The 25,449-nt window shown below is 36.5% G+C and carries 27 protein-coding genes and 1 riboswitch; of the genes, 6 read left to right on the forward strand and 21 right to left on the reverse strand.

Features of this window, described 5'->3' with window-relative positions; translation table 11 throughout:
• Positions 1–183: 183 nt before the first annotated feature.
• From IGJ34_RS12350 to IGJ34_RS12400, 11 genes are all read right to left on the reverse strand, one after another.
• Positions 184–702, reverse strand: coding sequence for a hypothetical protein (locus tag IGJ34_RS12350; RefSeq protein ID WP_069655264.1), 519 nt, complete (start codon positions 700–702; stop codon positions 184–186).
• A complete protein-coding gene (locus IGJ34_RS12355; protein WP_069655263.1) occupies positions 702–968 on the reverse strand; it encodes a hypothetical protein in 267 nt (88 codons plus the stop codon). The genes IGJ34_RS12350 and IGJ34_RS12355 overlap by 1 nt, the downstream gene beginning before the upstream one ends.
• Positions 965–1,195 (reverse strand): hypothetical protein, encoded by a 231-nt coding sequence (locus IGJ34_RS12360; RefSeq protein ID WP_206835789.1) that lies wholly within the window; start codon positions 1,193–1,195, stop codon positions 965–967. Before IGJ34_RS12360 ends, IGJ34_RS12355 begins: the two co-directional genes overlap by 4 nt.
• A complete protein-coding gene (locus IGJ34_RS12365) occupies positions 1,195–2,070 on the reverse strand; it encodes a phage baseplate upper protein (protein WP_206835786.1) in 876 nt (291 codons plus the stop codon). The genes IGJ34_RS12360 and IGJ34_RS12365 overlap by 1 nt, the downstream gene beginning before the upstream one ends.
• A gap of 25 nt (positions 2,071–2,095) precedes the next feature.
• Complete coding sequence (locus IGJ34_RS12370) at positions 2,096–4,855, reverse strand: phage tail spike protein (RefSeq protein ID WP_430597571.1); 2,760 nt, start codon at positions 4,853–4,855, stop codon at positions 2,096–2,098.
• Positions 4,852–5,619: a distal tail protein Dit gene (locus tag IGJ34_RS12375; RefSeq protein WP_430597572.1), complete on the reverse strand. Its 768-nt coding sequence runs from the start codon at positions 5,617–5,619 to the stop codon at positions 4,852–4,854. Before IGJ34_RS12375 ends, IGJ34_RS12370 begins: the two co-directional genes overlap by 4 nt.
• A 13-nt stretch (positions 5,620–5,632) precedes the next feature.
• A complete protein-coding gene (locus IGJ34_RS12380; protein ID WP_430597573.1) occupies positions 5,633–7,933 on the reverse strand; it encodes a phage tail protein in 2,301 nt (766 codons plus the stop codon).
• Positions 7,934–7,948: 15 nt separating this feature from the next.
• The gene (locus IGJ34_RS12385) at positions 7,949–8,233 is read right to left on the reverse strand and encodes a hypothetical protein (protein ID WP_430597574.1); all 285 of its coding nucleotides are present in this window, start codon (positions 8,231–8,233) and stop codon (positions 7,949–7,951) included.
• A 56-nt stretch (positions 8,234–8,289) separates the two neighbouring features.
• A complete protein-coding gene (locus IGJ34_RS12390; protein WP_069655257.1) occupies positions 8,290–8,631 on the reverse strand; it encodes a tail assembly chaperone in 342 nt (113 codons plus the stop codon).
• A 97-nt stretch (positions 8,632–8,728) separates the two neighbouring features.
• Positions 8,729–9,238: a phage major tail protein, TP901-1 family gene (locus IGJ34_RS12395; RefSeq protein WP_069655256.1), complete on the reverse strand. Its 510-nt coding sequence runs from the start codon at positions 9,236–9,238 to the stop codon at positions 8,729–8,731.
• Positions 9,235–9,462 (reverse strand): hypothetical protein, encoded by a 228-nt coding sequence (locus tag IGJ34_RS12400; RefSeq protein ID WP_240485887.1) that lies wholly within the window; start codon positions 9,460–9,462, stop codon positions 9,235–9,237. Before IGJ34_RS12400 ends, IGJ34_RS12395 begins: the two co-directional genes overlap by 4 nt.
• 377 nt (positions 9,463–9,839) lie before the next feature.
• Here IGJ34_RS12400 and IGJ34_RS12405 point away from each other — a divergent pair, with 377 nt between their 5' ends.
• Both IGJ34_RS12405 and IGJ34_RS12410 read left to right on the forward strand, forming a co-directional pair.
• The gene (locus tag IGJ34_RS12405) at positions 9,840–10,382 is read left to right on the forward strand and encodes a GNAT family N-acetyltransferase (protein WP_430597575.1); all 543 of its coding nucleotides are present in this window, start codon (positions 9,840–9,842) and stop codon (positions 10,380–10,382) included.
• Positions 10,383–10,390: 8 nt separating this feature from the next.
• Positions 10,391–11,143, forward strand: a complete 753-nt coding sequence (locus tag IGJ34_RS12410; protein ID WP_430597576.1) for a MurR/RpiR family transcriptional regulator — start codon at positions 10,391–10,393, stop codon at positions 11,141–11,143.
• Between the two features lie 24 nt (positions 11,144–11,167).
• Here IGJ34_RS12410 and IGJ34_RS12415 read toward each other — a convergent pair whose 3' ends face one another.
• The 5 genes from IGJ34_RS12415 to IGJ34_RS12435 form a co-directional block, all read right to left on the reverse strand.
• The gene (locus tag IGJ34_RS12415; RefSeq protein WP_430597577.1) at positions 11,168–12,487 is read right to left on the reverse strand and encodes a 6-phospho-beta-glucosidase; all 1,320 of its coding nucleotides are present in this window, start codon (positions 12,485–12,487) and stop codon (positions 11,168–11,170) included.
• 374 nt (positions 12,488–12,861) lie between these two features.
• Positions 12,862–13,383, reverse strand: a complete 522-nt coding sequence (locus tag IGJ34_RS12420) for a GNAT family N-acetyltransferase (RefSeq protein WP_069654435.1) — start codon at positions 13,381–13,383, stop codon at positions 12,862–12,864.
• Positions 13,380–13,853, reverse strand: a complete 474-nt coding sequence (gene tsaE, locus IGJ34_RS12425) for a tRNA (adenosine(37)-N6)-threonylcarbamoyltransferase complex ATPase subunit type 1 TsaE (RefSeq protein WP_430597578.1) — start codon at positions 13,851–13,853, stop codon at positions 13,380–13,382. The genes IGJ34_RS12420 and tsaE overlap by 4 nt, the downstream gene beginning before the upstream one ends.
• 122 nt (positions 13,854–13,975) lie before the next feature.
• Positions 13,976–14,956 (reverse strand): phosphate acetyltransferase, encoded by a 981-nt coding sequence (gene pta / locus IGJ34_RS12430; RefSeq protein WP_069654437.1) that lies wholly within the window; start codon positions 14,954–14,956, stop codon positions 13,976–13,978.
• Between the two features lie 153 nt (positions 14,957–15,109).
• Positions 15,110–15,793, reverse strand: coding sequence for a uracil-DNA glycosylase (locus IGJ34_RS12435; protein ID WP_069654438.1), 684 nt, complete (start codon positions 15,791–15,793; stop codon positions 15,110–15,112).
• A 197-nt stretch (positions 15,794–15,990) separates the two neighbouring features.
• Between IGJ34_RS12435 and IGJ34_RS12440 the strand changes: the two genes are divergently transcribed.
• Both IGJ34_RS12440 and IGJ34_RS12445 read left to right on the forward strand, forming a co-directional pair.
• Positions 15,991–16,860, forward strand: a complete 870-nt coding sequence (locus tag IGJ34_RS12440) for a Cof-type HAD-IIB family hydrolase (RefSeq protein WP_430597579.1) — start codon at positions 15,991–15,993, stop codon at positions 16,858–16,860.
• A 39-nt stretch (positions 16,861–16,899) separates the two neighbouring features.
• Complete coding sequence (locus IGJ34_RS12445; RefSeq protein WP_069654440.1) at positions 16,900–17,415, forward strand: LURP-one-related/scramblase family protein; 516 nt, start codon at positions 16,900–16,902, stop codon at positions 17,413–17,415.
• Between the two features lie 23 nt (positions 17,416–17,438).
• On the opposite strand, the gene IGJ34_RS12450 is transcribed toward IGJ34_RS12445, so the two are convergent.
• From IGJ34_RS12450 to IGJ34_RS12460, 3 genes are all read right to left on the reverse strand, one after another.
• The gene (locus IGJ34_RS12450) at positions 17,439–18,008 is read right to left on the reverse strand and encodes a GNAT family N-acetyltransferase (RefSeq protein ID WP_069654441.1); all 570 of its coding nucleotides are present in this window, start codon (positions 18,006–18,008) and stop codon (positions 17,439–17,441) included.
• Positions 18,009–18,131: 123 nt separating this feature from the next.
• Positions 18,132–19,295: a 3D domain-containing protein gene (locus IGJ34_RS12455; RefSeq protein ID WP_430597580.1), complete on the reverse strand. Its 1,164-nt coding sequence runs from the start codon at positions 19,293–19,295 to the stop codon at positions 18,132–18,134.
• Positions 19,296–19,523: 228 nt separating this feature from the next.
• Positions 19,524–20,369, reverse strand: a complete 846-nt coding sequence (locus IGJ34_RS12460; RefSeq protein WP_430597581.1) for a putative ABC transporter permease — start codon at positions 20,367–20,369, stop codon at positions 19,524–19,526.
• A gap of 198 nt (positions 20,370–20,567) precedes the next feature.
• Here IGJ34_RS12460 and IGJ34_RS12465 point away from each other — a divergent pair, with 198 nt between their 5' ends.
• Together IGJ34_RS12465 and IGJ34_RS12470 are read left to right on the forward strand one after the other, a co-directional pair.
• Positions 20,568–22,292: an ABC transporter ATP-binding protein gene (locus IGJ34_RS12465; protein ID WP_206849630.1), complete on the forward strand. Its 1,725-nt coding sequence runs from the start codon at positions 20,568–20,570 to the stop codon at positions 22,290–22,292.
• Entirely contained in the window at positions 22,289–24,052 is a 1,764-nt protein-coding gene (locus tag IGJ34_RS12470) for an ABC transporter ATP-binding protein (RefSeq protein WP_430597582.1), read from the forward strand. The genes IGJ34_RS12465 and IGJ34_RS12470 overlap by 4 nt, the downstream gene beginning before the upstream one ends.
• 65 nt (positions 24,053–24,117) lie before the next feature.
• Here the strand turns inward: IGJ34_RS12470 and IGJ34_RS12475 are convergent, their stop codons facing one another.
• A complete protein-coding gene (locus IGJ34_RS12475; protein WP_083241783.1) occupies positions 24,118–24,654 on the reverse strand; it encodes a folate family ECF transporter S component in 537 nt (178 codons plus the stop codon).
• Positions 24,655–24,815: 161 nt separating this feature from the next.
• A riboswitch (THF riboswitch) is annotated at positions 24,816–24,951 on the reverse strand.
• A 73-nt stretch (positions 24,952–25,024) separates the two neighbouring features.
• The gene (gene mgsA / locus IGJ34_RS12480) at positions 25,025–25,447 is read right to left on the reverse strand and encodes a methylglyoxal synthase (RefSeq protein ID WP_069654448.1); all 423 of its coding nucleotides are present in this window, start codon (positions 25,445–25,447) and stop codon (positions 25,025–25,027) included.
• Positions 25,448–25,449 lie beyond the last annotated feature (2 nt).

A 25,449-nucleotide genomic window follows, 5' to 3' on the forward strand; every position in this document is an offset into this window, starting at 1 on the left:
AGTTTAACATTTTAGGGGGCTTTTTTATTACCTCGCTGGAAGCTCTATGGAACCACCCGCATAGCAGGTGGTTTTCAGAACACACAAAAAAGTCTGTAGAAAACTACCCGAATAGTTTTTCTACAGACTAAATATTCACTTTTTAGTAATTATCACCTAAAAAATCGAATTCTATTTTTATTATTAAGTGTGCCAAGAAGCTGATAAATAGTGATTTCCAGTTTTATTGGTATAAACAAGCAAACTCTTCTTTGCACCATCAATGATAGAAATTCTAGTCGCTTCAGCGTTACTTAATTGGTTGATTGTGACCGCTACGTTCCAATAACCTGTAGAGTTAGGTAGAAAATTAGAAGGTATGGATAATATTTCCAAAAAACTGCTGGTTTCATTTGCTATAGAAATATTAACTCTTCCGTTAAAAGTAACTACGTTTCCTGTTTTAACGAAAACTCCCGCTAACTCAGAGACGTTCTTTTTCGCTTCCGTATTGATCATCGTGTTTTTGAGCGTATATTTTTCATATCCCTTAATTACTTCTTTACCAGAAATTTGTAATCCGTCCTTAAAATTCTTAACCCCAGCAATTTCTTCATCTCCACTTTTCTTGACAACTGTTTCATCAAAATTATCAATCGCACTTACGTGTGTTTTAGGATAAAGTAAATTTCCTTTTTCTTCTAATTGTACAATATCTGCCATTATACTGCTCCCACCTTACTGAATGTTATTGTTGGTAATGTATCTAATTTTTTCTTATCAGCTGCACTCATCAATCCTTTAACTGTTTGCGTTGCATCAGCTGTCGTTGTTGCGTTTATTCCTGCTGGTCCTTGTAATCCAGGTACACCTTGAGGCCCTGTATCCCCTTTTTCACCTTTGATCGTTGTCATTCCTTCAATCGCACTGACATGGGTTTTAGGATAAACAACGAATCCATCACTTTTTAATTCAACGATATCCGTCATACTGTTCCCACCTTCTCTATTGTTATTCCTGTTCCCTCAACACCTAAATCTTTAGCTGTTAAGGTGATGTCGCCTGTTTTTCCGTTGATCGATCTAACACCAATTCCTACTGTTGCGATTTGATCTAAACCAAGAACTGCACTAACATGGGTTTCAGGAAAAACTTGACGTTGTACACCTGATTCCTCGGTTTCCATAACTTTTTTGATTTCTACTTTATGTGCCATTAGACTGAGCCTACCTTTCTTAGGAAGAAAGTATGTTGTTTTTCACTGTCGATTTCAGCTATCACTAAGGCTGAAGCTTCTTTTTTATGAGTAACGCTTCCTACTTTCGTCACCTTATGATTCAAGCTAAATTTATCATCTCGAATCGTTCTAAGAATTCCGGTTTCACCACTTTTTAAAGTAAAATGTGCTCGTTTTAATTCTTCGATCAAATGCAAAAGATTTCCCGCTGCATTTTCATCTAAAATTCCTTTGATCGTAGCAAACCATTGGTCAAATTCTGTTCTTTGACCTTGTGACCATTGATCATAGCGCTGCTGGTTTGTTGTGATCCACGCTTGGAATTCAGCAATAATCCGCTGTAGTTCTTCTTGTGCTACCACATACCAGTCATCATAGACCTCCTGACATGTTTTCACCCATTCAGTAAAATAGCGTAAAATTTCTTCAAATGTCCAAATGTAGTTACTGTCTTTGACCCCATCATCATAAATGCTTTTTTTGACTTGATACGTAAAATCACTGGTAGAAAATTGTTGGTGCCAGCTTAAGTCTTTTTGCAGTTCTCTAAAGCTAAAGTAAGCCGTATTTTCTCCAATATTTTGCATATCGTAATTGGTTAAGGTGTATTCTAATGTTCCTTTTTTTGCGTCGATGATTTTAGTGACTTTTTGTTCCGATAAACCGAGACCTGCATGATGTCCTTGTTTGACGCAGAAAAAAGGGGTTAAATTTGAAATGTCTTTTGGTTTTCCATGTTCTGTTATGGTTACAGCCAAGACTTGGCTTCCTTCGTCAAATTGACGAATCATGATCGAAGGAATATTATCGTTTGGTTGTGTTGTTGATAAAAAAATTGGATAGACGATTGACATTTACTCACTCCTTTCTAAAAATTGTTTATTTGGGCGGGATGACAATTGAGCTGATTTCACTTGCTCCGACCCATGAACGCTCATATTTGCCGACTACTTGTCCTAACCCGATATTTTGTTCGTACGTTTGGAAGCCTCCATTGGCTAAACCACGGATGACGCCTGTATGACCATATGTGCTATCAACAGTAAAGCCGCCAATATTGCCGCCGCGCTTCCAGTTGATGATCGCCCCTACGACTAACTGTTGATAAGACGGGTTATAAATAACTTTCCAACCGACTGCGGCCCAATTATATCCACTACCAATTTCAGCCGCTGCTTCTGTATCTCCGATCACATGGCTTAAAGGATATCCTGTATTAGCGCCTAAACCACAGCCTCCTAGAAATCCAGAATACTCTGCTGAGACAGCATAACATTGTCCATTACCTAAAGGCTGTTTGTACAATGTATCTAAATGGGCCAAGCCTGCTGCTCCAGTATCAGCTCCAGGTTTTAAATTTCTTAATTTGTCATACCAATACTGAGCTTGCTGTGCTCTAGCTGGTTGATTTGGATATTTAGGATGCTCATAAAATGCAATAAAATATTCCGCTGCCAGTCTAACATCTGATAATTTGGTAAAGTCCCTAAATGATATAGTTGATAAGTCTGGACGTTCATAATTTGGAAACCACTGTTGATTATTTTCCATTTCCCATTGAATCCGTTGGCATTGAGTATCAAGTGTTCGGTGATCTAATCCATGTTCGTTACACCAATTAACAAGCTTAGATTTAGGAGTCCATTGGGTTAACCCATAACCACCTCCACCACTTAATTCGTCAATATCAGGCATGATTCCCGATTCTGATTGGATATTTCCAAGCATTCCAGCGATAGATTGCTCCGTCCAGCCTTTATTTTTAAAGAAGTGCCAAATTCCCCAAGCATTTTTTTCTTGATCTGTTGTCAGTTCTGGGGGTATTTCGCCGCCTCCACCAGAGCCGCCGCTGCCGTTACCTGTTATTTCTTTTCCATTAATAAATAGTTTCCCTGTAATATGCAAATCACCGTTATGCTTCCATATCGCTTGTGAATTGAGTTTAGGTTCTTCCATCGTACTTTCTTTGGGAATTTGGATCACATAGTTAGATGTACCATTTTTGTCTTTACTCCCAGAATTTAAAGAAAAAATAAAACCCGGTTGTTGAATAACAGCAAATCCATTTACTCCGTTAGCACCTCGTGTTGCACTAATTGATCCTAGTTTTTTACTCATTTTCTTATCACTGAAAATAATATTGCCGTTTAAAATCTTTATTTGGAATGTGTCATCTAAAGTTTTAAACTCACAACCTTCAATTGTTCTACCTCGAATCGTACCTGCTTGGATAAAATCTGCATTGAATTTCCCATCGATCGTCCATGCTGTTTTGTATTTACCTTTATTAAAATCCCCATCGATAAAACCTATGCCTTCACTATTTGCTACTAGAAAATGGTCACTTGTCTCTAGCGAATCCTTGTTCATCCATACCATTTGATAAGGTTCACGACTGTTAGACTTCCCAGTTTCAATACCGTTCATCAATTTGATAGAGCCACCCTTGGCTCCACGAATAATATCATCTTGCCACTTAGAAATCTCTTCTGAATCATAGAAAGTCATCTTCTTTTCTTCCAAAGTATCAACATTTCCTTTTAAATCAGAGGTTGCTTTTGAAATACTTTTCGTAATATTATCTCCTAAACCCGCTTCGACTTTTCCTGTTAAACGATCGATTTTGACTTTAAAAATTCGTGTTTGATAGTGATAATTTCGATCATGGCGATGAATTGTTACAGTATTTCCAATCGCATCTCCACCTAAAATTTCAGTTTTAAATTGAACGAGTGGACGAGAATATTCAATGAGTGAATCGTATGTTTTTTGTAGTAATTTTTCTGGATTCTCTTCTTCATCAAATGTAATGACTTTTTCTCGTCTTCTCATCCCACCATTTTTTAGTGGAATACCATATTGTTGGGTCATTTCAGGAAATTCCAACCAATTTTGTCCCTTTGGTTTATTCAACGGTTTCCCTTTTGCTTTTTTCCATTCTATAGTTGTGAACTCGATTCGCTTGCCTTTTCCATCCCCAACGTCTTCGCCACGACCACGACCGATCAAGCTTGTGTATACTTGATTACGATCTTGTTCTTTCACAATGCTCAATGCTTTGTCACCATAAGTAAAACGCTGTTTGCTTTTTTCACCGATTTCACGATAAACTTCTATCCATTTATCTGTGATTCCAATGCCATCTATCTTATATTTAAAAAGAATTTCACAGCCTTGTGTTTGAATATTTTTTAATGCATCTCGTACAGATAGAAAACTAAAATCGTCTGTTATTGCAGGTAAATTTGCGTTTACTTCGCCTACACGCCATTCTGTTTCAACTAACAATTTTTTTAGAGTATTTTTGATTGATTCATTTTTTACTTGTACATTTTTGATAACGTAAGAATCTAACTCATCTGGTGCAAAGCTAATGCCGACAAAGGATAGACTATTTTCCTCTTCACTGTCTAAAATAATTCTGTATAAACTATAAAAAGATCCTTCTTCTTTTACAGCCATGTATGCCGCTTGTTTCAACTCTTCATCATATATGGTGGACACATTTAAAGTATCATTCATCAATTCATTTTTACTTGACGTAATTTCTTTTTCTTGAATGGCTTCTATCAATTCATTTTCTTTAACGATTCGGAGTAAGTGCTGACGTTCATCAAAGAAATAAACATTCTTATTCATAATTGTACCTCCCGGTAGGAAATAGTCATTTTGCCATTGTTGCATTGAATAATTTGGCCTTCTTTAATAGTAAAATTTTCGAAATCACTTTCTAAATCTAGTAAAAAAGTTTGATCTAGCTCATTGACAAAGACTTTTCCCTTTAAGAAATCAAAAACAACCTGGTCACCAGCACTTAAATTATAACTTGTGATTTTAATCGTCTTTGCTCCATTTGTAATCATCAAAGAACCAAATACTGCAACTGTTACTTTAATTTGTTCAGGCGTTGTTTGATAAGGTAAATACGTCGTAATGATTCCGTCTGTTTTCAACAAAACAGAATATTTTTTTGGATCTGTACAAAGTATTTCAAAACTTGCAATAATACTATTTGTATCTCCCCGAACATCATCTGTCGTTATATATTGTCCATGATAATGGTAGTCCAATTCGTCTTTGAAACGAATCTCGACATCTGACTCTTTATAAAGTAAACGCATCAATTGATGGTATTTCTTCTGTACATCGTTTGCATCTTTCCCAATCAATTGATAGGTTACTTTGATTGTTCGAGCTGGTAATTTTTGATTTAGTTTGATGCTTCCTACTTGTGTTTCTTGTGTTTCAATATTCAGTGATAGCATTTCTCTGCCTGTTACAGCTAACGTACGGTAGCCATCAATCATTTTTTCTAGATACACACCGTCATACATCATGGCTGAAGAAGGAAGGATCAACTCATCTTTGTGGACTTTTTTCGTTGTGTCTTCAAAATAATACATGTTTTCCCTCCTTCTAAAATGCTAAGTTAATAGCAGAATCTTGCCCCATTGCTTCTGAGATATCTGAAACAAAGGCTTTGAATTGTTGATTGCCGAGTTTGATGTTGAATGTTGCTGGTTGTTTAGTTTGAACTTGCATTTGTTTACTACTGGATTGGACGGATACATCTTGGACTGTTGCCAAATGCTGATCTAAACTGTCTAGGCTTGGTAGCATGATTTGTGAAGCTAGTTTGTCCATTGGTTGATCTATTACATGAGCATTTCTTTCAATCCCAATGGCAAGCCCTGCTGGCAGCATTGCGCCGATTTCATCTCGCATCCAACGGGATGGTGAGTGGATTTTAAAGTTTCCTGTAAAAAAGTCTTTAATCCCGTTCCCAATATTTTCAAGAACTTTCCATATTTTTTTTGCCTTTTCTGTAATACCATCAATAAATCCTTGGATGATATTCCCTCCAATTTCAAATAGATCAATGTCAAATAGAGCCTTAGAAAGTTCATTAATAATCTGATAGCCAACTGTTGCGATGGATGGTAACGCACCTAGAATTCCTTTGACTAGTTCCCATATCAACTTTCCTGCTGCTACTAAAATACTTGGAAGCTCCTTGAGTAAACCAGCAACAAGAGTGGAGATAATTTTTACTGCAGCAGAAATAATTGTTGGCAACTGTTCAGACAAAGTTCTTACTAACGTAGCAATAGCCTCAATTGCGACTGGAATTAAAACAGGCAATATCGAAGCAATTCCCTCTGCAAGTTTTGTTAATATTTCAATACCTTTTTTAATGATTTCAGGTAGTTGTCCTGTAATATTAGTAGTAAATGATTCAATGATTCTTGTGACTGTTGCAACGATTTGATCTTTGTTATCTACAATTCCACTAACCAAAGCCATTAATAAATCTAATCCTGTCATTAACAACTTAGGAGCTGCAGATAATAAACTCGTAGCCAAGGATTCAATTAACATTAAAGCTGCTGGAATCAACGTTGGTAAACTTTCAATTACCCCACTAACTAGAGCACTAATTAGGTTAACTGCACTTTGCATGATCACAGGTAGATTTCCTGTGATTGCTTGTGCCAAGCCCGCTATTAATTGTGTGCCTGTTTCCATCAATGCTGGAAGCTTATCTATGATTCCCTGAACAAAACCTGCAATAATAGCTGGTCCTTTTGTAGTTGCTGTTTCTATCATCTTACCGATTTGTCCATCAAACTGACTATCTAATAAACCAAAACCAGCTAATGCAACACCTAAAATAGCCGCTGGTCCTAAAGCTTTTAGTGCAAAACCAAAAACAGAAGATAATCCTTGAACCATGGAAGTCATAGCTGTTGTTCCCACATTAGCAGAACCTTGTAAGGTTGTTCCTATTCCGCTGAAGGTAGATTTTAACAGTTTAGAATTTGTAATTGTATCAGCAAATTTCCCTCCTAAAGCACCAAATTTAGAAGTAACAGTAGAAATCGTTCCACCTACTTGAGAAGACATATCTGAAAACTTGGTTCCTAATTCAACCAACGCTGGATGCTCACTTCTTATATGCATCCCTAAAAGCTTCATTTGATATCTTGCACTTTCAGGTAGTCCACTCATATAATCTTTTACACCGTTAAATCCTTCACCAACTTGTCTAAATGCTGAGCCCATCATTCCAGAGCTTTGATACATTTTTGAAAAACCTGATGAAACTTTAGTAGAAACTGCATCAAACGCTGTACCTAACTTATCGATAGGAGACCCCTCAGTTCTCATGGCCATCGTAAACAACTTCATTTGGTATTTAGTATTTTCTGTAAATCCAGTAAGATTTTGTTTCCAATTCGACATACCTGAAATCATTTGTTTCTGTTTATCACCAAAGCTTTGAGTCATTCCGCCAAAAGACTGCGTTACTTTATCTATATTACCGTTGATTTTCCCAAAAACAGAGTCGTCCCCACTCATCATTTTTCCCAAACTAGGCATATGAAATTGTTCCAGCTTGCTGTTGATATCATCAATTGTTTTATCAACAGTATCTATCATTCCAGTCAAATTTGGCTTTTCAATAACTGGAGTAAATCTTTTTTTTAGCTTTTCCCCAAGGTTATCCACCATAGTTGAAGCATCTTGTGCACTTTGCTTGAATACCTCGAAACTCTGAGTAGGGATATTATATGATGCTAATTTAGTAAAAGATTCATATAAACGATCTGATGTTCCTTTAGTACTGTTAAGCGCCCCCTCAGCACTAGCTAATGTTTTAAAAAAATTATTGTCTATAGCTGATAAGACTGTCGTTACATTTTGTTTTTTCTCCATTTTCCCCCTCCTTTCCTATGAATTAAAATTAGCGATCCAATTTTGAAGTTTTTCTTTATCAGGAGTAGTTCTTTTTTGTCTACCAAGTATTTTCTCTTCTGCCTTGCGATAATCGAAGAACTTATCAAAGGTTCTGAAAATCGGTTTGCCCTTGCGTGTTTGTCCTGCCATAACCGTTGCCCAAGCTTGCAGATGGATTTCGTATTGTCGATCTAACTGTTTTAATTGATAGGCCTTCATCCGTAATTCGTAATCTGGAATCGTCAGTCTTGCAATTTCATTAAAATTTTCAATCTGCAAAAAACGTAAACAGTTTAAGCAAACTTGCTCATAGACTTCATCAAAATGTATGTTGGTTACGCTTGTGCTTCTTCCAACATCTTGCTGGTCATCGTCCCGGTATATTCCGACTTTTTTAATTCATCAATCACTTCTTCAAACAAATTTTTTGTACCATTTTGTTCAACATAATCTTCTAAAAATTTAACCGTCATACGAGGTTTCTCTGTCATATTTGCAATCAATAGGACTTCAAAAAGAGTATCCACATCAGATAAAATCAGGTTTGAAACAATTGCGCCTACACCTAATTTCAACTGCATACCGCCGCGTTCTATTGAGTACCGTTTGTTGATTTCTTTTAAGAATCCATAACCAAATCTACAATCGAATGTTTTTTCGTTCATCGTTAATTCCATATTATTTTCCTCCTAATGAAAAATTGTCTAGCTACACTAAACTATGTGAAAGAGGCTAAAATTTAACCTCTTTCAAGTATTTTATAGAATGAAGTGCTTATGCTTTTGGTTCCACTTTTACAGTGTCTTTAAATTCATAATCGCCGCCTTCTGATGTATCTAACTCTAATGCTGCAAAACCATTCTTCCCAGCACCTTCGATTGCCCATTCTAAAGAATATTCAACTTTATTCTCTGCTGAATCAGTTTCTTCAAATGACGTAAAATAGCCTTCAAAATATTTCGCTTTAAATTTCCCTTCGTCGTTGCCAGTGCCGATTTCTTTCGTATTGATACGCCAAATTTGAACACGTTTGTTTTCATCCATCGCCGTTTCTAATTTATCAATTTGTGTCGAACCGATTTTGTACAATGTTGTGGCAGTTACTGTTGTTTCAGTAGCGCCTGGTGTCACTACGCTGCCATCTTTGGTTACAGTTGATTCACTTTCTTTTGATTTTGAATACCCATTTTCTGTACTATAGGCTAATCCCCAAGCACTTTCGTTTCCTTCGTCTTCAGCTAAACGAAAACGCCAAACCACATCTACTCCACTTAATGCTGTCATCTGTTTATTTCCTCCTTAGTGTTTTGTTGCTGTTTTAGTTCTTTTAGTTGAGAAGCAAGCTGATTTTTTCGTCGTTGTTCTGCTTTCACCCTTTTTTGCAGCTTTCCGATCACTTTCAATTGTTTTTTGATTGCCTGATCTTGCTGCTCAAAAGTTATATGCTGACTTTCTCTCACAAAAATAGTACTCAATCCTACTTGACATCCCCTCTCATTTAAAGTCACGGGCGACTCTTTATCAAATAGTCACAGCCATTCGTACTTGATGAACCTAGTATACAAAGAAATAGTGATTCTAAACTCCCAGAATTCTGTTAAAATTATCCCAAGATTCTGTTACTTTTCTTTCACTGTTTGGATTTTTAAATCGTGTTTTTTATAGCCTTGCCTATTTACTATGGTAAAATAAAGAAAAGTCATTTTGTCTTATAACTGAAATAAGAGTAAGAGAAGATATACTACAGATGATCTTACAGAAATACACCAATGACTTTTCAAAAATAATCCAGCAATACCAGTTAGATAAGGAACAATTTCTGTTTAAAGGGGAATATGGTCCTTTGTGCGTCATGAATTTATGTCTAAATTAAAGGAAGTTTCGTATGAATAAAAAAATAGTTGAAAATGAAAAGCTCTATTTAAGAAATTTCACATCCGAGGATTTTGAGGATCTAAGTTTGATTCTACAAGATGAAGAAACGATGTATGCGTATGAAGCAGCCTTCACAGAAGAAAAAGTAAACGATTGGTTGCGTTGGAATATAAAAAGCTATCAAGAAAATGGTTTTGGTCTCTGGGCGATCATCGATCAAAAAAGTAAAGTTTTTGTCGGTCAATGTGGAATTGTCTATTCAAAGGTCGAAGATGAATCCTTATTAGAAATTGGCTTCCTAGTCAATAAACACTATTGGAATCAAGGTTATGCAACTTCAGCTAGCCAACTATGCATTGCCTATGCTAAAAATGAATTAAAAGCGAAAAAAATTTGTTCTATCATTCGAGATACGAATCTCTCCTCTCGAAAAATTGCTGAGAAAAATGGTATGACCATCGTCAAACAATTTGATAAAAATTATTCTGGTCTGTCCGTTCGTCATTTTGTGTATAGTCTTGATTTAACGAACGAATATGAACAAAGAAAGTAGGGAATATCTTGTTATTTTTAGATTATAGTCCTGATCTTAGTCCCATTGATTTAGAAATCTATAAATATATTGCCTCTCATATCGATGAAGTAGTATATATGCGGATTCGTGAATTAGCCAAAGAAACCCATAGTAGTACCGCCAGTATTTTGCGTTTTTGTCGAAAATTTGGCTGTGAAGGGTTCTCAGAATTTAAAGTTAAATTAAATTTGTATCGAAAATCTTTAGCTGAACTCGTTACAACACATGCAGTAGATGAAACATCTTTTACCAATTTCATCCAGCGTTCCACAGAAGCTTTTTATCAAGAACGAATGCAGGCTGCAGCAAAAATGTTAGCTAAAAGAGAGCTTGTCGTTTTTATTGGAACCGGCTCATCAAAAATCATTGCTGAATATGGTGCCTTATATTTTTCATCTATTTTCAGTATGGCCTTCCATATAGAAGACCCAATTAATCATCCGGTAAACTTTTTTAATAAAAGTATGGCAAAAAATGTTTGTGTGATTGCCTTGTCTGTAAGTGGTGAGAACGATGCAATTATCGATTATTTGAATCATTTTATTACGAATGACTGTTCCATTATTTCGATTACTAACAGTGAAAAATCAACAATAGCCGCTCTTTCAGATATAAATATCCCTTATTATATTTCAACTGAAAGAATTGGGGATAGCGATATTACATCCCAGGTGCCAGCACTTTATACGGTAGAATATTTGGCAAAAGAAGTACAAAAACAAAAGCAAGACAACTCATAAAAACGAGTTGCCTTGCTTTTTATCTTATTTAAAGAAAGCTGGTAAATATTGTTTGTGCGCTTCTAATAATTCATCCATTACTTCTTTAGCAACATCACCACTTGTAATCAACGGATTCATTGTAAAAGCTTGTAATAATGTACCGTAATCACCTGTAACAGCCGCTTCGATCGTTAATTCTTCCATTGATTTCATCACTTGTAACAACCCACGTTCTTGCGGTTTAAAGCTGCCGAAGTTATAGGGAACTGGACCTTTTCCAGTAATCGTACACGTTACTTCTACGGCACTTTCAGCCGGTAAGTCTGTAATCGTCCCGTTATTTCTAGTGCTGACAGTCATTGTTGTACGTTTGTCATTGTGAATCGAGTTGATGATTTCACACGCTGCGTCACTGTAACGAGCGCCACCACGTTCTGCTAATTGTTTTGGCTTGTAGTCTAAATTAGGATCTTTGTATAATTCAAATAATTCATGCTCGATTTCTTTAACTTTTTCAGCACGCGTGCCATTGTTTTTGAAGTCTTCTAATTCTTCAGCTAACATTTTATCTGTATAGTAGTAATAATTGTGGTAGGGACATGGAACCATGTGTAGATTTTCAACTTGTTCCCAGATTAGGTTGTTGTCTTTGATATTCGCTACGATTGATTTAGCATCATCTTGACCATACATTACCTTAATTAATTCATCCGTACGATCTTTTCCATTTTTATCTGTAATTGTATGCCAATGTAAATGATTGATTCCTGCAAACTGGAAGAATAGATCACGATTGTTTTCACCTAATAATTCTGCTTCTTCAAATACAGCATTAACTGGAATGTTGCATAAACCAACAACTTTATCCCAATTACCATAACGTAAAACAGCTTCTGTTACCATACCAGCTGGGTTGGTAAAGTTAATTAACCAAGCATTTGGACAAAGTTCTTTCATATCTTCTACGATATCTAAAATCACAGGAACAGTTCTCAACGCTTTGAAAATACCACCAGCACCATTGGTTTCTTGACCGATTAAGCCATGACTTAATGGAATGCGTTCATCTAAGATACGTGCATCTAAAAGTCCCACACGTAATTGTGTTGTCACGAAATCAGCATCTTTCAATGCTTCACGACGGTCTAATGTTAAATGTACTTCACAGTCAACACCTGCGGCTTTAACCATACGTTTCGCCATTGCGCCAACGATTTCTAGTTTTTCTTTTCCAGCTTCAATGTCGACTAGCCATAACTCGCGTACTGGCAGTTCATCGTATCGTTTAATAAACCCTTCCACTAATTCTGGTGTATAACTTGATCCTCCACCGATGGTAACGATTTTAATTCCCTCTGACATCTCGTTCAGCTCCTTAAGCGTTTTATCTGACCCTAGTATAGCCTTTTACTGTGAGAGAATATATAGAAAAAAAGAAAGTGGTTACATAAAAAAGAAGATGTAAATTGTGACATTTGTGTATCAAGGTGTTACAAAAAAAGAGTGGTGTGGGACAAAAGTAAACATCACTTTTGTTTCACACCCTAAATGTGAATAAACGGTGGGAGGAGAAGCAATCCTTTCGGAAACAAGCTGAAATTGCTGTAAACACAGCAAAGAACGAGTTGATATTGCACAGTACCTACTTGGGCACAAAAATTCGAAAAAACAATTTTCGTGAATTCCTTCTTAGTTCTCGGGATTAAACGCTTCTGTCCCAACCTCCTCTTTTATTTTTAATCAATCAGCCTACTCATTAAATGTACATCTAAAAATTCATCCTCATCTGTTTTAGCACCTCGAGCCATGATTGTTTCCGTTTTAAAGCCTATTTTTTCATATACATGAACCGCCCGCTGGTTTCGATGTTGTACCGTTAATTCTAAACGGCGAATCACACCACTTTCTTTTGCCCATTCGATCAATTCTTCCATCATCAAAGTCCCTAAGCCAAAGCCCCAATAATCCTTTAAAATACTGATCCCAATTTCACCAATATGCTCTATCCGTTTTTTTGATGATGCTTTGATAGATGCTGTCCCAATGACTTGCTCATCTGCTAAAGCAACCATCAATAGATTATTTGGGGATTCATAAAGATTGGCTAAATTCTCACTCATCTCAACTGGTGTCATTTCTAAACCTTTTTCATCCATTACTAAAAAAGGAGTCTCACTGCCAGCTATTTTTAGCGCACGCAAAATCTCTACTGCATCGTCTGGAATTGCCTCCCGAATCGTAAATTCAACCTCTGTCATATAACGTCCTCCATTTTTTTCTGAATACGATCTAAGTAGTTTTCCGCTCGTTTTCCAAAAGCTTGGAATGACAAGACTCTTTTTTCTAACACTTGCGGATCTTTAGTGATCGTAATATCTAAATAGTCTGTCGGTAAGAATTCACCCAATAATTTGCCCCATTCAACAACAGATAATCCATCGCCTTCAAAATATTCGTCCAAACCGAGATCATCCGCACCATTTTCTATGCGGTATACATCCATATGATACAAAGGCATACGTCCTTGTTGATACTCACGAATAATTGTATAAGTGGGACTTTTAATCATCTGATCAATGCCTAAACCTAAAGCGATTCCTTTAGTCATCGTAGTTTTGCCAGCACCTAAATCTCCGGAAAGAATAATTGTATCGCTTGGTTCAGCTACCAGCCCGATAATTTTTGCTAAAGATTCCGTTTCTTTAGGATTGTTGATTGCAATATCCATTCTTTCACCTACCTAAACTTTCCCTGTTTGTATGTAATGTAGTATACCGAATTATTGAAAAAAAAACTAGGGAGTCAGGACAAAACGCTAAACGTCTTGTCCTGATTCCTTAGTCAATTTAATTAGTTCATTAATGTTTGAGCGGCAGTGATGATTGATAACTTGTAAATATCTTCTTCATTTGCTCCACGAGACAAGTCAGATACAGGTTTGTTCAATCCTTGTAAGATTGGACCAATTGCTTCAAAGTTACCTAAACGTTGAGCGATTTTATACCCAATATTTCCTGATTGTAACTCTGGGAAAACAAAGACTGTCGCTTGTCCTGCAACAGATGAATTCGGTGCTTTCAATTGAGCAACAGATGCTACGTAAGAAGCATCAAATTGTAATTCACCATCGATTTCAAGTTCAGGAGCTAAGCTTTTCGCAATTTTTGTTGCTTCAACTACTTTATCAACTTCAGGTGCTTTTGCAGAACCTTTTGTTGAGAAGCTCATCATTGCTACTTTTGGCTCGATATCAAATAATTCAGCTGTTTTTGCACTATCAACAGCAATCTCAGCTAATTCTTGGGCTGTTGGATTGACATTGATTGCACAATCGGCAAAAATGTATTTCTCTTGATCGCGACCACGAACCATGATCATTGCACCACTTGTACGGCTAACGCCTGGTTTTGTTTTGATGATTTGTAGGGCTGGACGAACTGTATCGCCAGTTGAGTGGATCGCACCACTCACCATTCCATCAGCAAGACCCATGTAAGTAAGCATTGTACCGAAATAGTTGACATCTTTTAAGATCTTACGAGCATCTTCATCTGTGACTTTTCCATTACGGCGTTCAACAAACGCTGTGACCATTTCTTCCCATCCATCATAATTATCTGGATCAATAATCGTAAAGTTAGACGTTTTGATTCCACGAGCATGTGCTGCTTCAACAATTGCTTCTTGTTTACCAATCAAGATTGGCTCCATTAATTCTTCTGCTTTCAAACGAGCTGCAGCCCCTAAAATACGAGGATCTGTTGCTTCTGGGAAAACAATTTTGATGTTACGGCGAATCACTTTAAATTTTAAGCTATCGAATAATTCCACGATATACCCTCCAACTGATTATTTATACAAACTTATCATACACCATTCTTCAAGAAAATAACAGTTATTTATAGCTGTATTAGTGTAAAAAATGCTGATTCTGATATTATTTTCACAAACTCGCCTTTCTGCACTATAACAGATAGAGCTGTTTTAAGACACTGTATCAGGTAATTGCCAGTTGATTGGGGTCTCCCCTAACTGCTCTAAAGCCTGATTTGTTTTCGAAAACGGCTTTGAGCCAAAGAAGCCGCGATGTGCAGCCAAGGGACTTGGGTGTGGCGATTGAATAATGATATGCTTGTTGGTATCAATCATTTTAATTTTTTCTTGCGCTGGTTTGCCCCATAAAATAAATACAATCGGTTTCTCACGTTCACTTAATTTTTTAATGATCGAATCCGTCAACTTTTCCCACCCTTGGCCTCGATGAGAATATGCTTGACCATTTCGAACCGTTAAAACTGTATTTAATAAGAGAACACCTTGTTTTGCCCAACTTTCTAAAAATCCATGGGACACAGGAGGATACCCCAGATCTTCTTGTAATTCTTTGTAAATATTCTTTAAAGAAGGCGGTGTTCGAACACCAGGTTGTACAGAGAAGCTCAATCCATGCGCCTGATTAGGACCATGATAAGGATCTTGCCCTAATATTACTACTTTAACCTCTTCATAAGACGTCAGTTCTAACGCTGAGTATATGTGATACATATCTGGATAAATCGTTTGCTCGCTATATTCCTGCTTTAAAAAATCTCGTAATTTCAAATAATATTCCTTGGTGAACTCTTCTTCTAAAATATCTTGCCAACTATTATGAATGATTGCTTTCATTTGCCAGCCTCCTTCATTTTTTTGCAGTACGGTATTTTTCTATTCTTACTAATTAAAACTTCTATTCTGGATGCTTTCTTTTACACTTTAAGGATATCTGATTTTGTATGAGGTGACAAGGAAATTTTTTCTACACTGAAAAAGAAAAAACATGGTAAACTATAGATAAGTTAAATAAACGAGGTGTAGAAAATTTCATGATTAAATTGATTGCTTCAGACATGGATGGAACATTATTAGATTCAAAAATGGGTATTTCAAAAGACAATGCTTCTGCTATTAGAGAAGCTGAGCGTTTAGGTATTGAGTTTATGGTTGCTACAGGCCGAGCTTATACAGAGGCAAAACCAGCTCTAGATGAAGCCGGTATTAAATGTGCAATGATTACTCTAAATGGTGCTCAAGTATTTGATAAAGCTGGAAATTCACTTTTTACTGCTGGAATAGACAAGAAGACGACAACTGAAATCTTAGACATTTTAGATGCACACAATATCTATTTTGAAGTCTCTACCAACAAAGGCATTTATTCTGAACAACAAGAAAAAAGAATCGAGAACTTCGCTTCTCATATCGCAACATCAATGCCACATTTGACATACAAAGTAGCGATTGCCATGGCCGCAGCTCACTTGTCTTTACTCGATATTACCTATATAAACGATATGCGCGCTTTGATTGCTCAAAATGATATAGAAGTGCTCAAAATAATCGGTTTTAGTATGGACGGTCCAAAAGTGTTAGGGCCTGCAAGTAGTCAAATTCGCCAATTGAATGATTTAGCAGTCACTTCATCTGCTCAAAATAATATTGAAGTCAATCATAAAAATGCACAAAAAGGAATCGCAGTCGCTCATGTTGCAAAAGACCGTGGCATTTCTGCAAAAGACGTTATGACGATTGGGGATAATTTCAACGATGTTAGTATGCTTCAATGGGCTGATGTTAGCTTTGCCATGGGAAATGCTGAATTAGAAGTCAAAGACCATGCAAAATACCTCACTTCTACTAACTTAGAAAATGGGGTAGGCGAAGCAATCTTACGAGCAATTCGAGAAAATTTATAATAGAACAAGCGAACCAACAAAGAAAAGAGGTGAGCTAAGGTGTCTGAGTTTTTTATTCAAGAACAACAATTAAGCAATATCACAAGAACCATTGTCAAAGATGAAGATGGCAAGTCTCTTTTCTTACTTGTTGGACGTTGGGGAACTCGTGGTGATGCACTTACTCTATACGCGATGAGTGGTGAATTGGTCGCTAGTATCAAACAAACCTCATTTGCCTTTGGTACAAGATTTGAACTCTATAAAGGGTTTGAAAAAGTTGGGGTATTGCGAAAAATTTTACATTTGAATGCTGACTTTTATTACATCCAACATTTGCATTGGACTGTTTTAGGCGACATTAAAAATCACCAATACTCCATTTATCAAGTCAACCATAAAGTTATGGACATGAACAAAGCGACTCTTTTTTCAGGTGACTATTTTAGCTTAAATGTCTCAAATGACGAAGATGCTCCGTTATGTATATGCGTAGCAGCAGTACTAGATTATTGGTTGTACAATAAAAAAAAGAATGCCACTCGTAAACCAATCATCGGTTGGGGAACTTGTTAAGATAACTAAAAAATCAGCGAAAATTATTCGCTGATTTTTTTTTGCATATGATCGTATAAATGGCCGCTGATCATCATCTCCGAAACATCTTTAAACCCTTTACGACTATACAGCTTTTTAGCATTAGGATTTCCTTTATCCACGCTTAGTCCAATAATGTCTTTTCCATCTCTTTTAGCCATCTTTGGCAGAGCATCCAATAACGCGGATCCGATTCCTGATCCACGATGCTTTTCATCAACAGAAATTGAATCTAAATACCACTCACCTGGTAAGGTCTCTGGATCAATAAATAGTCTTATTTCTTCATCCAAATTATAATTTTTTAGGATTTTTTTTAGTGGTTCATCAATTATCGGCTCATCTTCATTAGGATAACCAAATGCTATTCCAGCTACTCGGCCGTCTTCTTCGTAGACTAAACCTCGTTGGTAACCATAACGATATGTTGGGTCTGCCACTGCCTCAGCTAAAACTGCTAACAGTGTTTCTTCTGGAACAATCTCTAATAAAGGCAATTCCATATCTTTTAAAATAACTAATATTAACGGAGCAATAGCCTCTCCGTCTTCTTTTGTAGCAAAACGAATCATTGTTATTCCTCACTTTCTTTATTGAGTGTACCATTTATTTTTTGTTCACGCATTACATTCAATTGTTTTTTAATTTGTTTTAATAATTGCTCAAAAAAAAGACACTCAAACGAGTGCCTATTTTTATTGAATTGTCACTTTAACATTATTTCTACGACCCCAGTTTAAACATTGTTCAACAGATGGGAAATGTACATCAATAATGTTGCCGTTAATTGCGCCACCAGTATCTCCAGCAACAGCAAAACCATATCCTTCGACTTCAACAAAAGAGCCTAATGGAATCACACTTGGGTCAACTGCGATCACATTGCTTTGTGAACGTAAATCAATTCCAGTTGCAGTAATGAATCCTGAACCAGCTTCTTTCCATGAATAAGCTGTTGATTGCATGTACAGTACTCGACCGTTTGATTCACCGTTATTTTCTTCACCAGTGCTTGGTACCTCTACCGGTGGTGTTGGTGGTGTAACAACAGGTTGTTCTTCACTGCTTGAGCTACTGCTACTTGAATCAATGCTTGATGATGAACTGCTACTTGAGCTTTCTTGAGAACTAGCATTAGTTTTTCTTTTTGCTTCTTCTAATGCAGCTTGCTTTTGACGAGCTTCGCTAGCTTTCTTTTCATCTGTGATACGTTTTTGTTCTGTCTGTTTTTCGCTGGCGATTTGTTGTAACGCTGCTTGATTATTAGATAATTGCTCTTTTAATGTGACAACTTGTTCGTCCATTGCAGAGGCTTCGTCCTGTAATTTTGATTCGTTGGTTTGTAATTCGTTTTGTTTGTTTTTTACAGTTTCTTGAAGTTCAGACAATTTCTCTTTATCTTTAGATAGACGATCAATCTTTTCTTTTTCTGCGTTTTGTAAGATAGTCATCGCATACGCTTTATTAAAGAAATCAGATACACTTTCAGCATCTAATAATACTTGCCATGTACGCTGTTCCCCACTTAGCTGGACATCTTTCATACGATTTCCAACGACTTCTTTACGGCGTGCAATACTTTGCTCTGTTGCTGCTATTTCGGCTTCAGAGTTCTTGATTGTTTCTTCAGCTTTTGAAATATCTGCTTTAAGTTTTTCAATTTCAGCGTATTTTTCATTAACATCATTTAAAGCTGTATTGATATCTTGGCTAAGTGATTCTCCCGTTTGTGCGGCTTGTACTTCTTTATCCTTCAGCTCATCTAATGACTCTGCTGCGGCACCGATTGGAAGAGCAACATTTACTAGCATGATAGCAGCTAAAAATGGTATCAATTTTTTTACTTTCACTGAATCCAACACCTTTCCTAACTAAATCCAACTCCACCTATTATACTAATCTATAAGGGTTATTTTGTTGCAGTATCGTTACAATTTATTACATTTTTGCGAAAATGCCCGTTTTTCTGTAACATTAAGCCTTTTTCTCTTACTTGTTTTAGTGCTAGTCCCCCTGTTAAAACCTCTATCTATCAGCATTTCCCTTAAGTATGAAACACAAAAATAGACTGTTATACTAAAGAAAAATTATTTAGACTTTTTTTTGTTTTTATTAATAACTTGTTGGACTTCAGAAGGATTTTTCACATTTTTCAGCTTTAACTTGGGATAATTTCTCACCCAGCGTTTTTGATTGTAGTTCAGATGTGTTACTAATTTTTTAATTGCTGGTGTTTCTTTAAACTCTTCCATCAAAGAATTTCTTTCCGTCGTTTTTGCTTGTTTTCGTTCATTAATTCCTTCTGAAACAGTCTCTTTTAGTTCAGAAAGGTTGGAAGAAAGCTCATCACGTTTTTCAGTCAATACAGTTTCTAGTTCTTGTTTGCGTTCTTCAATAGCTGTACTGATTTGAGCTGTAACTTTTTTGAATGCCTGCATGTTACCCAATGTGTAAATCAAATCTGTCATGATCAGAAGCAATAAGATTATTGGCAATAGGATACCAAATTTTTCAGATAAAAAGTCTTCGAATAGCATTACCTTGGGATGAATGATGCGTACAATCAGGACACAACCAATTCCCCAAAAGAGAGAAACAGGTAAAGCGACCCGACCATTTATATTCAGCGGTACATCTTTATAGTCCCACCAAGAAGCATGGAACATTTTTTCTAGGCCATAACTTGTGATGTATTCAAGAATCGTTACTAAAACTGTCGATAATAAGTACAAAATAACGATATTTTGTTTGAGCGGCTCTAAAAAGTAGAGAACCCCCAAAATACCAAAACCATAAATGGGACAATAAGGGCCTACTAAAAATCCTCGATATACAAATTTTCTAGCTTTCAATGAACAGTAAACTGTCTCCCACAGCCAACCGATAAATGAGTAGATGAAAAATAATAAAACGATCTTAATAAATTCATTCATGTGTCTTCTCCTTTAAATTAGCATTTATTCGTTATTGTAACAAATAACCATGGGTTAATGCGAGCAACTTTATTCTCAGTAGCAATTGATATACAATAGAAGAGAAAAATTATTTTTGTTCATTGCTTTCTATTTATTCGTTCAGTTTTCTATCAGACTGGACGAGCCCGTTACACTTTTAAATTTAGGAGGAAAACCATGTTCAGTTTACTCATCTATGCGAAAAAATACCGCAAGCAAATCATTCTAGGCCCATTTTTTAAGTTTCTAGAAGCTTGTTTTGAGTTAGTTTTACCATTATTTATGGCTCGTTTAGTCGATCAAGGTATTCGAAATAATGACCGAAGTTATGTGATCCAAATGGCAGGTTGGATGCTGTTGATGTCCGTCATTGGATTAGTCTGTGTAATGATCTGTCAATACTATTCTTCTATTGCTTCACAAGGATTTGGAACAGAATTGAGAAATCAATTGATGAAAAAGATCAACCAGCTTTCCCACGCTGAATTAAACAGTTTTGGAACAGATACCTTGATTACACGGATGACAAATGATATTAATCAGCTACAGCTTGCTTTGGCGATGCTGATCCGCCTCGTGATTCGAGCTCCTTTTCTCAGTATCGGTTCCGTTATCATGGCTTTTTATATCAATGTACAGATGGGCCTTATTTTCCTACTGATGTTGCCAATTTTTTGCCTTATTCTTTATTTTATTATCAAAACAACTGTGCCTTTGTATAAAAAAGTTCAAGAAAAACTAGATCTGTTAAATCGACAAATCAGCCAAAATCTAAGTGGCGTTCGAGTCATTCGGGCCTTTGCCAGAAAACAAACAGAAGAAAAACATGTCAATGAGGTGACGGATGATCTTTCTTCAATCTATATTCGTGTTTCGAATATCTCGGCATTGTTGACTCCTGCTACTACTTTAGTAATGAACCTCGGCATTTTAGCTTTGCTCTATCTTGGTGGAATCAAAGTCGAAATCGGTGGATTACAGCAAGGTGAAGTGTTGGCTTTGATCAATTATATGAATCAGATGTTGCTTGCATTGATTGTTGTTTCAAATTTAGTTATCATTTTTACGCGTGCTTCAGCTTCTGCATCAAGAGTTCAGGAAGTATTAGCTGTTGAGCCAAGCATTCAAGCAACACAGCACGGTCTTTCGTCTGATGGTAACACAAAAGAAATCGTCTTTGATCATGTTTCTTTCCGTTACCAACCAACTGCTGGATTGGCTTTGAGAGATATTTCATTAAAAATTCCTAAAAATTCAATTCTGGGTATTACAGGACCGACTGGTGGCGGAAAGAGTACCTTGACTCAATTGATTCCTCGCTTTTATGATACTAGTGAAGGAAATTTATTTGTTGATGGAATCAACGTTCGTGATTGGTCTATAGAAAAACTACGCAAAAAAATCGCGATCACACCACAAACTGCGGTATTATTTACAGGTACAATTCGCGAAAACCTTCAATGGGGGAAAGAAAATGCGACCGATGAAGAATGTTGGCAAGCATTAGAAACCGCTCAATGCAAGGATTTTGTTGAAAACTTAAGTGATGGTTTAGATACAAAAGTATACGAAGGTGGGAAAAATTTTTCCGGTGGCCAAAAACAACGCTTAACCATTGCACGTGCTTTGATTCATAAACCGGACGTTTTGATTTTAGATGATTCGTTGAGTGCCTTAGACTATCAAACGGATTTAAATTTACGTACTGCATTACGAAGAGATTTAAAGGAAACGACGCTTATTATCATTTCACAGCGAATCAGTTCGATTCAACAAGCAGATCAAATTTTAGTATTAGCTAGTGGTCAACAAGTTGGGCTAGGAACCCACGAAGAATTATTACGTCAATCTAAAGCTTATCAAGAAATCGTCGCTTCACAAGAGGAGGAAACGAACGAATGACACCCAAAAAAACAACGACAAATTCATTTAATCGTTTCATGCCCTATTTACTCCGATACCCTAAGGAAATGATTGCGGCAGTTGTTCTAGGAATTCTTAGTGGATTAACCACCGTTTTGATGACTTATTACATGGGGAAATCTGTAGATACAATGATTGGAAAAGGCAATGTTGATTTTACGATTCTCTTGGGATTACTTGCTATGTTAGCTGGGATTTTGGTCATTACAGTGATCAGTCAATGGCTGATCCAACGTTTAGGTAATCGCGTGTCTTACCTCTCAGTGGCAGAACTACGAAAAGATGCTTTTGCTCATTTAAATCGTCTACCTTTAACTTATTATGATCAAACATCTCACGGAAATATTGTTAGTCGTTTTACAAATGATATGGATAACATATCTGTCGCCTGCTCAGCTGTTTTTAACCAATTATTTTCAGGACTTTCTGTAGTAATCATTGCATTTTTCTTTATGCTCAAACTAAGTCCACTCCTTACAGCTGTTGTTCTGATTGCTACACCAATTATTTTTCTAGTCAATTGGATCGTTGCAAAATCGTCTCAGAAAAACTTTTCTGCTCAGCAAAAAATCGTGGGTGAAATTTCTGGTTACGTTTCTGAAATGGTTGGCAATCAAAAAATCGTCAAAGCATTTCAACAAGAAAATGTTGCCCAACAACGTTTTGAATCCTTGAATCAAGATTTGTATGTACGCGGGCAAAAAGCACAGTTCTCGTCTTCACTCACAAACCCACTTTCCCGTTTTATTGATCATCTAGCCTATCTATCGATTGGTCTTGTTGGTGGCTTGCTGTTATTAAGTGGGAATCAAGCAATTACGATTGGTATAATCTCTAGTTTTACCATTTATTCAAGTCAGTTTTCTAAACCGTTTATTGAGTTGTCAGGAATCACTACTCAAATTCAAACTGCATTGGCCGGATTAGATCGTACATTTGACATTATCAGTCAACCTGAAGAAAAACCAGATGGTGAACATGCACTTGTCCTAAATGATGTTACAGGCAAAGTCGTATTTGAACATGTAGATTTTGCTTATACCCCCTCAAAACCATTGATCCAAGATTTTAATTTAACTGCATTTCCTGGTGAAACAATTGCTATTGTAGGAAAAACAGGTGCTGGCAAATCAACCTTGGTTAATTTATTGATGCGTTTTTACGAAGTAGATCATGGACAAATTTTGATTGATAGTCATACAATCACGCAAGTGACAAGAGATAGTTTGCGTAAAAGCTTTGGGATGGTTTTGCAAGATACTTGGTTATTTGATAGCACGATCCGTGATAATCTGACTTATGGAAATCCTAAAGCAACCGAGGCTCAAATTGAAGCTGCGATGAAAAAAGCTTATATTTTTGATTTTGTCACTCGCTTACCTGAAGGATTAGATACTCTGATCGGTGCCAGTGGCATCAAAATTTCCGAAGGACAACGACAACTGATGACGATTGCTAGAACGATGATCAGTGATCCACCGATGCTGATTTTAGACGAAGCGACTAGCTCTGTTGATACTTTGACCGAAAAAAATATACAAGATGCCTTCTTACAAATGATGGATGGCCGCACAAGTTTTGTGATTGCTCACCGACTTTCTACTATTAAAAATGCAGATAAAATTTTAGTCATGGAGCAAGGTTCTGTGGTTGAGATTGGTAGTCACGATGAGTTGATCAATAAAACAGATGGTTATTATCACGCCTTGTATGAAGCGCAATTTAAAAATCAATTGTGATTCTTTTTATTAAAGAAAAAACCCTCAAACTTCCTTGGGATGTTGGAAAGTTGAGGGTTCTTTTTTTATTTTAAATTGGTCAATGATCTATTCAAAAGTTGTTTATAAGGAATTTTATTTCCTAAATAGTAAGTGGCTACTACTTGTATCGGGAAAAAGATAATATTCTTCACGATTCTAGGTGCCCACCAAGCAAGGTTGGAAATATTCACACCGTACATCAAACCAAGCCACAAAGGCGTTAAAAACATGTGAATAATCAACGTAACAGATAATGTCGCCATGATTACTCGCTTCCATGTTAATTCCTTCTTGTAATAAAAGAATCCATAAATCGCACCAGAAATAAATGCATTCAGGGTAAACCCAGGAAAATAAGGACCTTTAGGAAATAATAACATGCCGACCGTATCCGCTATAGCACTGCCGATCCCTGTCCAAAACGGTCCAAACAGAATGGCCATCAGTGATTCCGGAATAAAGGTCAAACTAACTCGTAAAAACTGTGTTTCAAACGAAATAAACCGTGTAAAAACCACCATTAACGCAATCAGTAAACTCATCAGCGTAATGGTTCGTGTATCAATTTTTCTTTTCTTCATTTCTAGCATCTCCTCTAAGAGCTGCTACACAAAATATGCAGCGAATGCGAAAACAAAACCGCGAATATAGAAAAGTGAAACGAACTGGTCGTCTCTTTTGAAAATTAGGAAAGTAGTATTGAAACGCTTTTTGTTTCACTGATACTTTATCTATTTTCCTAAAGAGATGGTTCGTGCAACTATACCATAGAAAAGTAAAACGAACTGGTCTAGCTATTTCACTACTCTCATCTATTCTTCGTCCGAAAGGCAACATCCCATCCTTTCAGCACTTAACGCTTTATTTCCTACTCTGTTTTATTTAGGCCTAAGCCTAAACGAAATATAACATATTCCCTACCTTGCTGCAACTAACTTAGACGAAACATCATTAGAAAGACAATGGTTTATTGTCTAATGCATGAACGACATTTCTAAAGTCCGCAAAACCTGCTTGTAAGCCTCTTAATAAAATCTCTGCCGTACCGATGTTGGTTGCCAAAGGAATTTCATAAACATCACTCAAACGAATCAGTGCTGTTACGTCTGGTTCGTGAGGTTGTGCTGCTAATGGATCTCGCAAAAAAATGACCATGTCTAATTTATCTTCTGAAATCATTGCTCCGATTTGTTGATCTCCACCTAATGGTCCAGATTTAAAACGATGAACAGGCAACCCAGTAGCTTCAGAAATTTTCAAGCCAGTCGTTCCAGTCGCAAATAATTCGTGTTCTTTTAGTATTGGTTGATACGCTAAAGTCAATTTGACCATTAATTCTTTCTTTCGATCGTGTGCTATCAATGCAATTTTCATTC

The organism is Enterococcus sp. AZ177 (assembly GCF_050544585.1).
In the GTDB taxonomy this organism is placed as follows: domain Bacteria; phylum Bacillota; class Bacilli; order Lactobacillales; family Enterococcaceae; genus Enterococcus_L; species Enterococcus_L plantarum.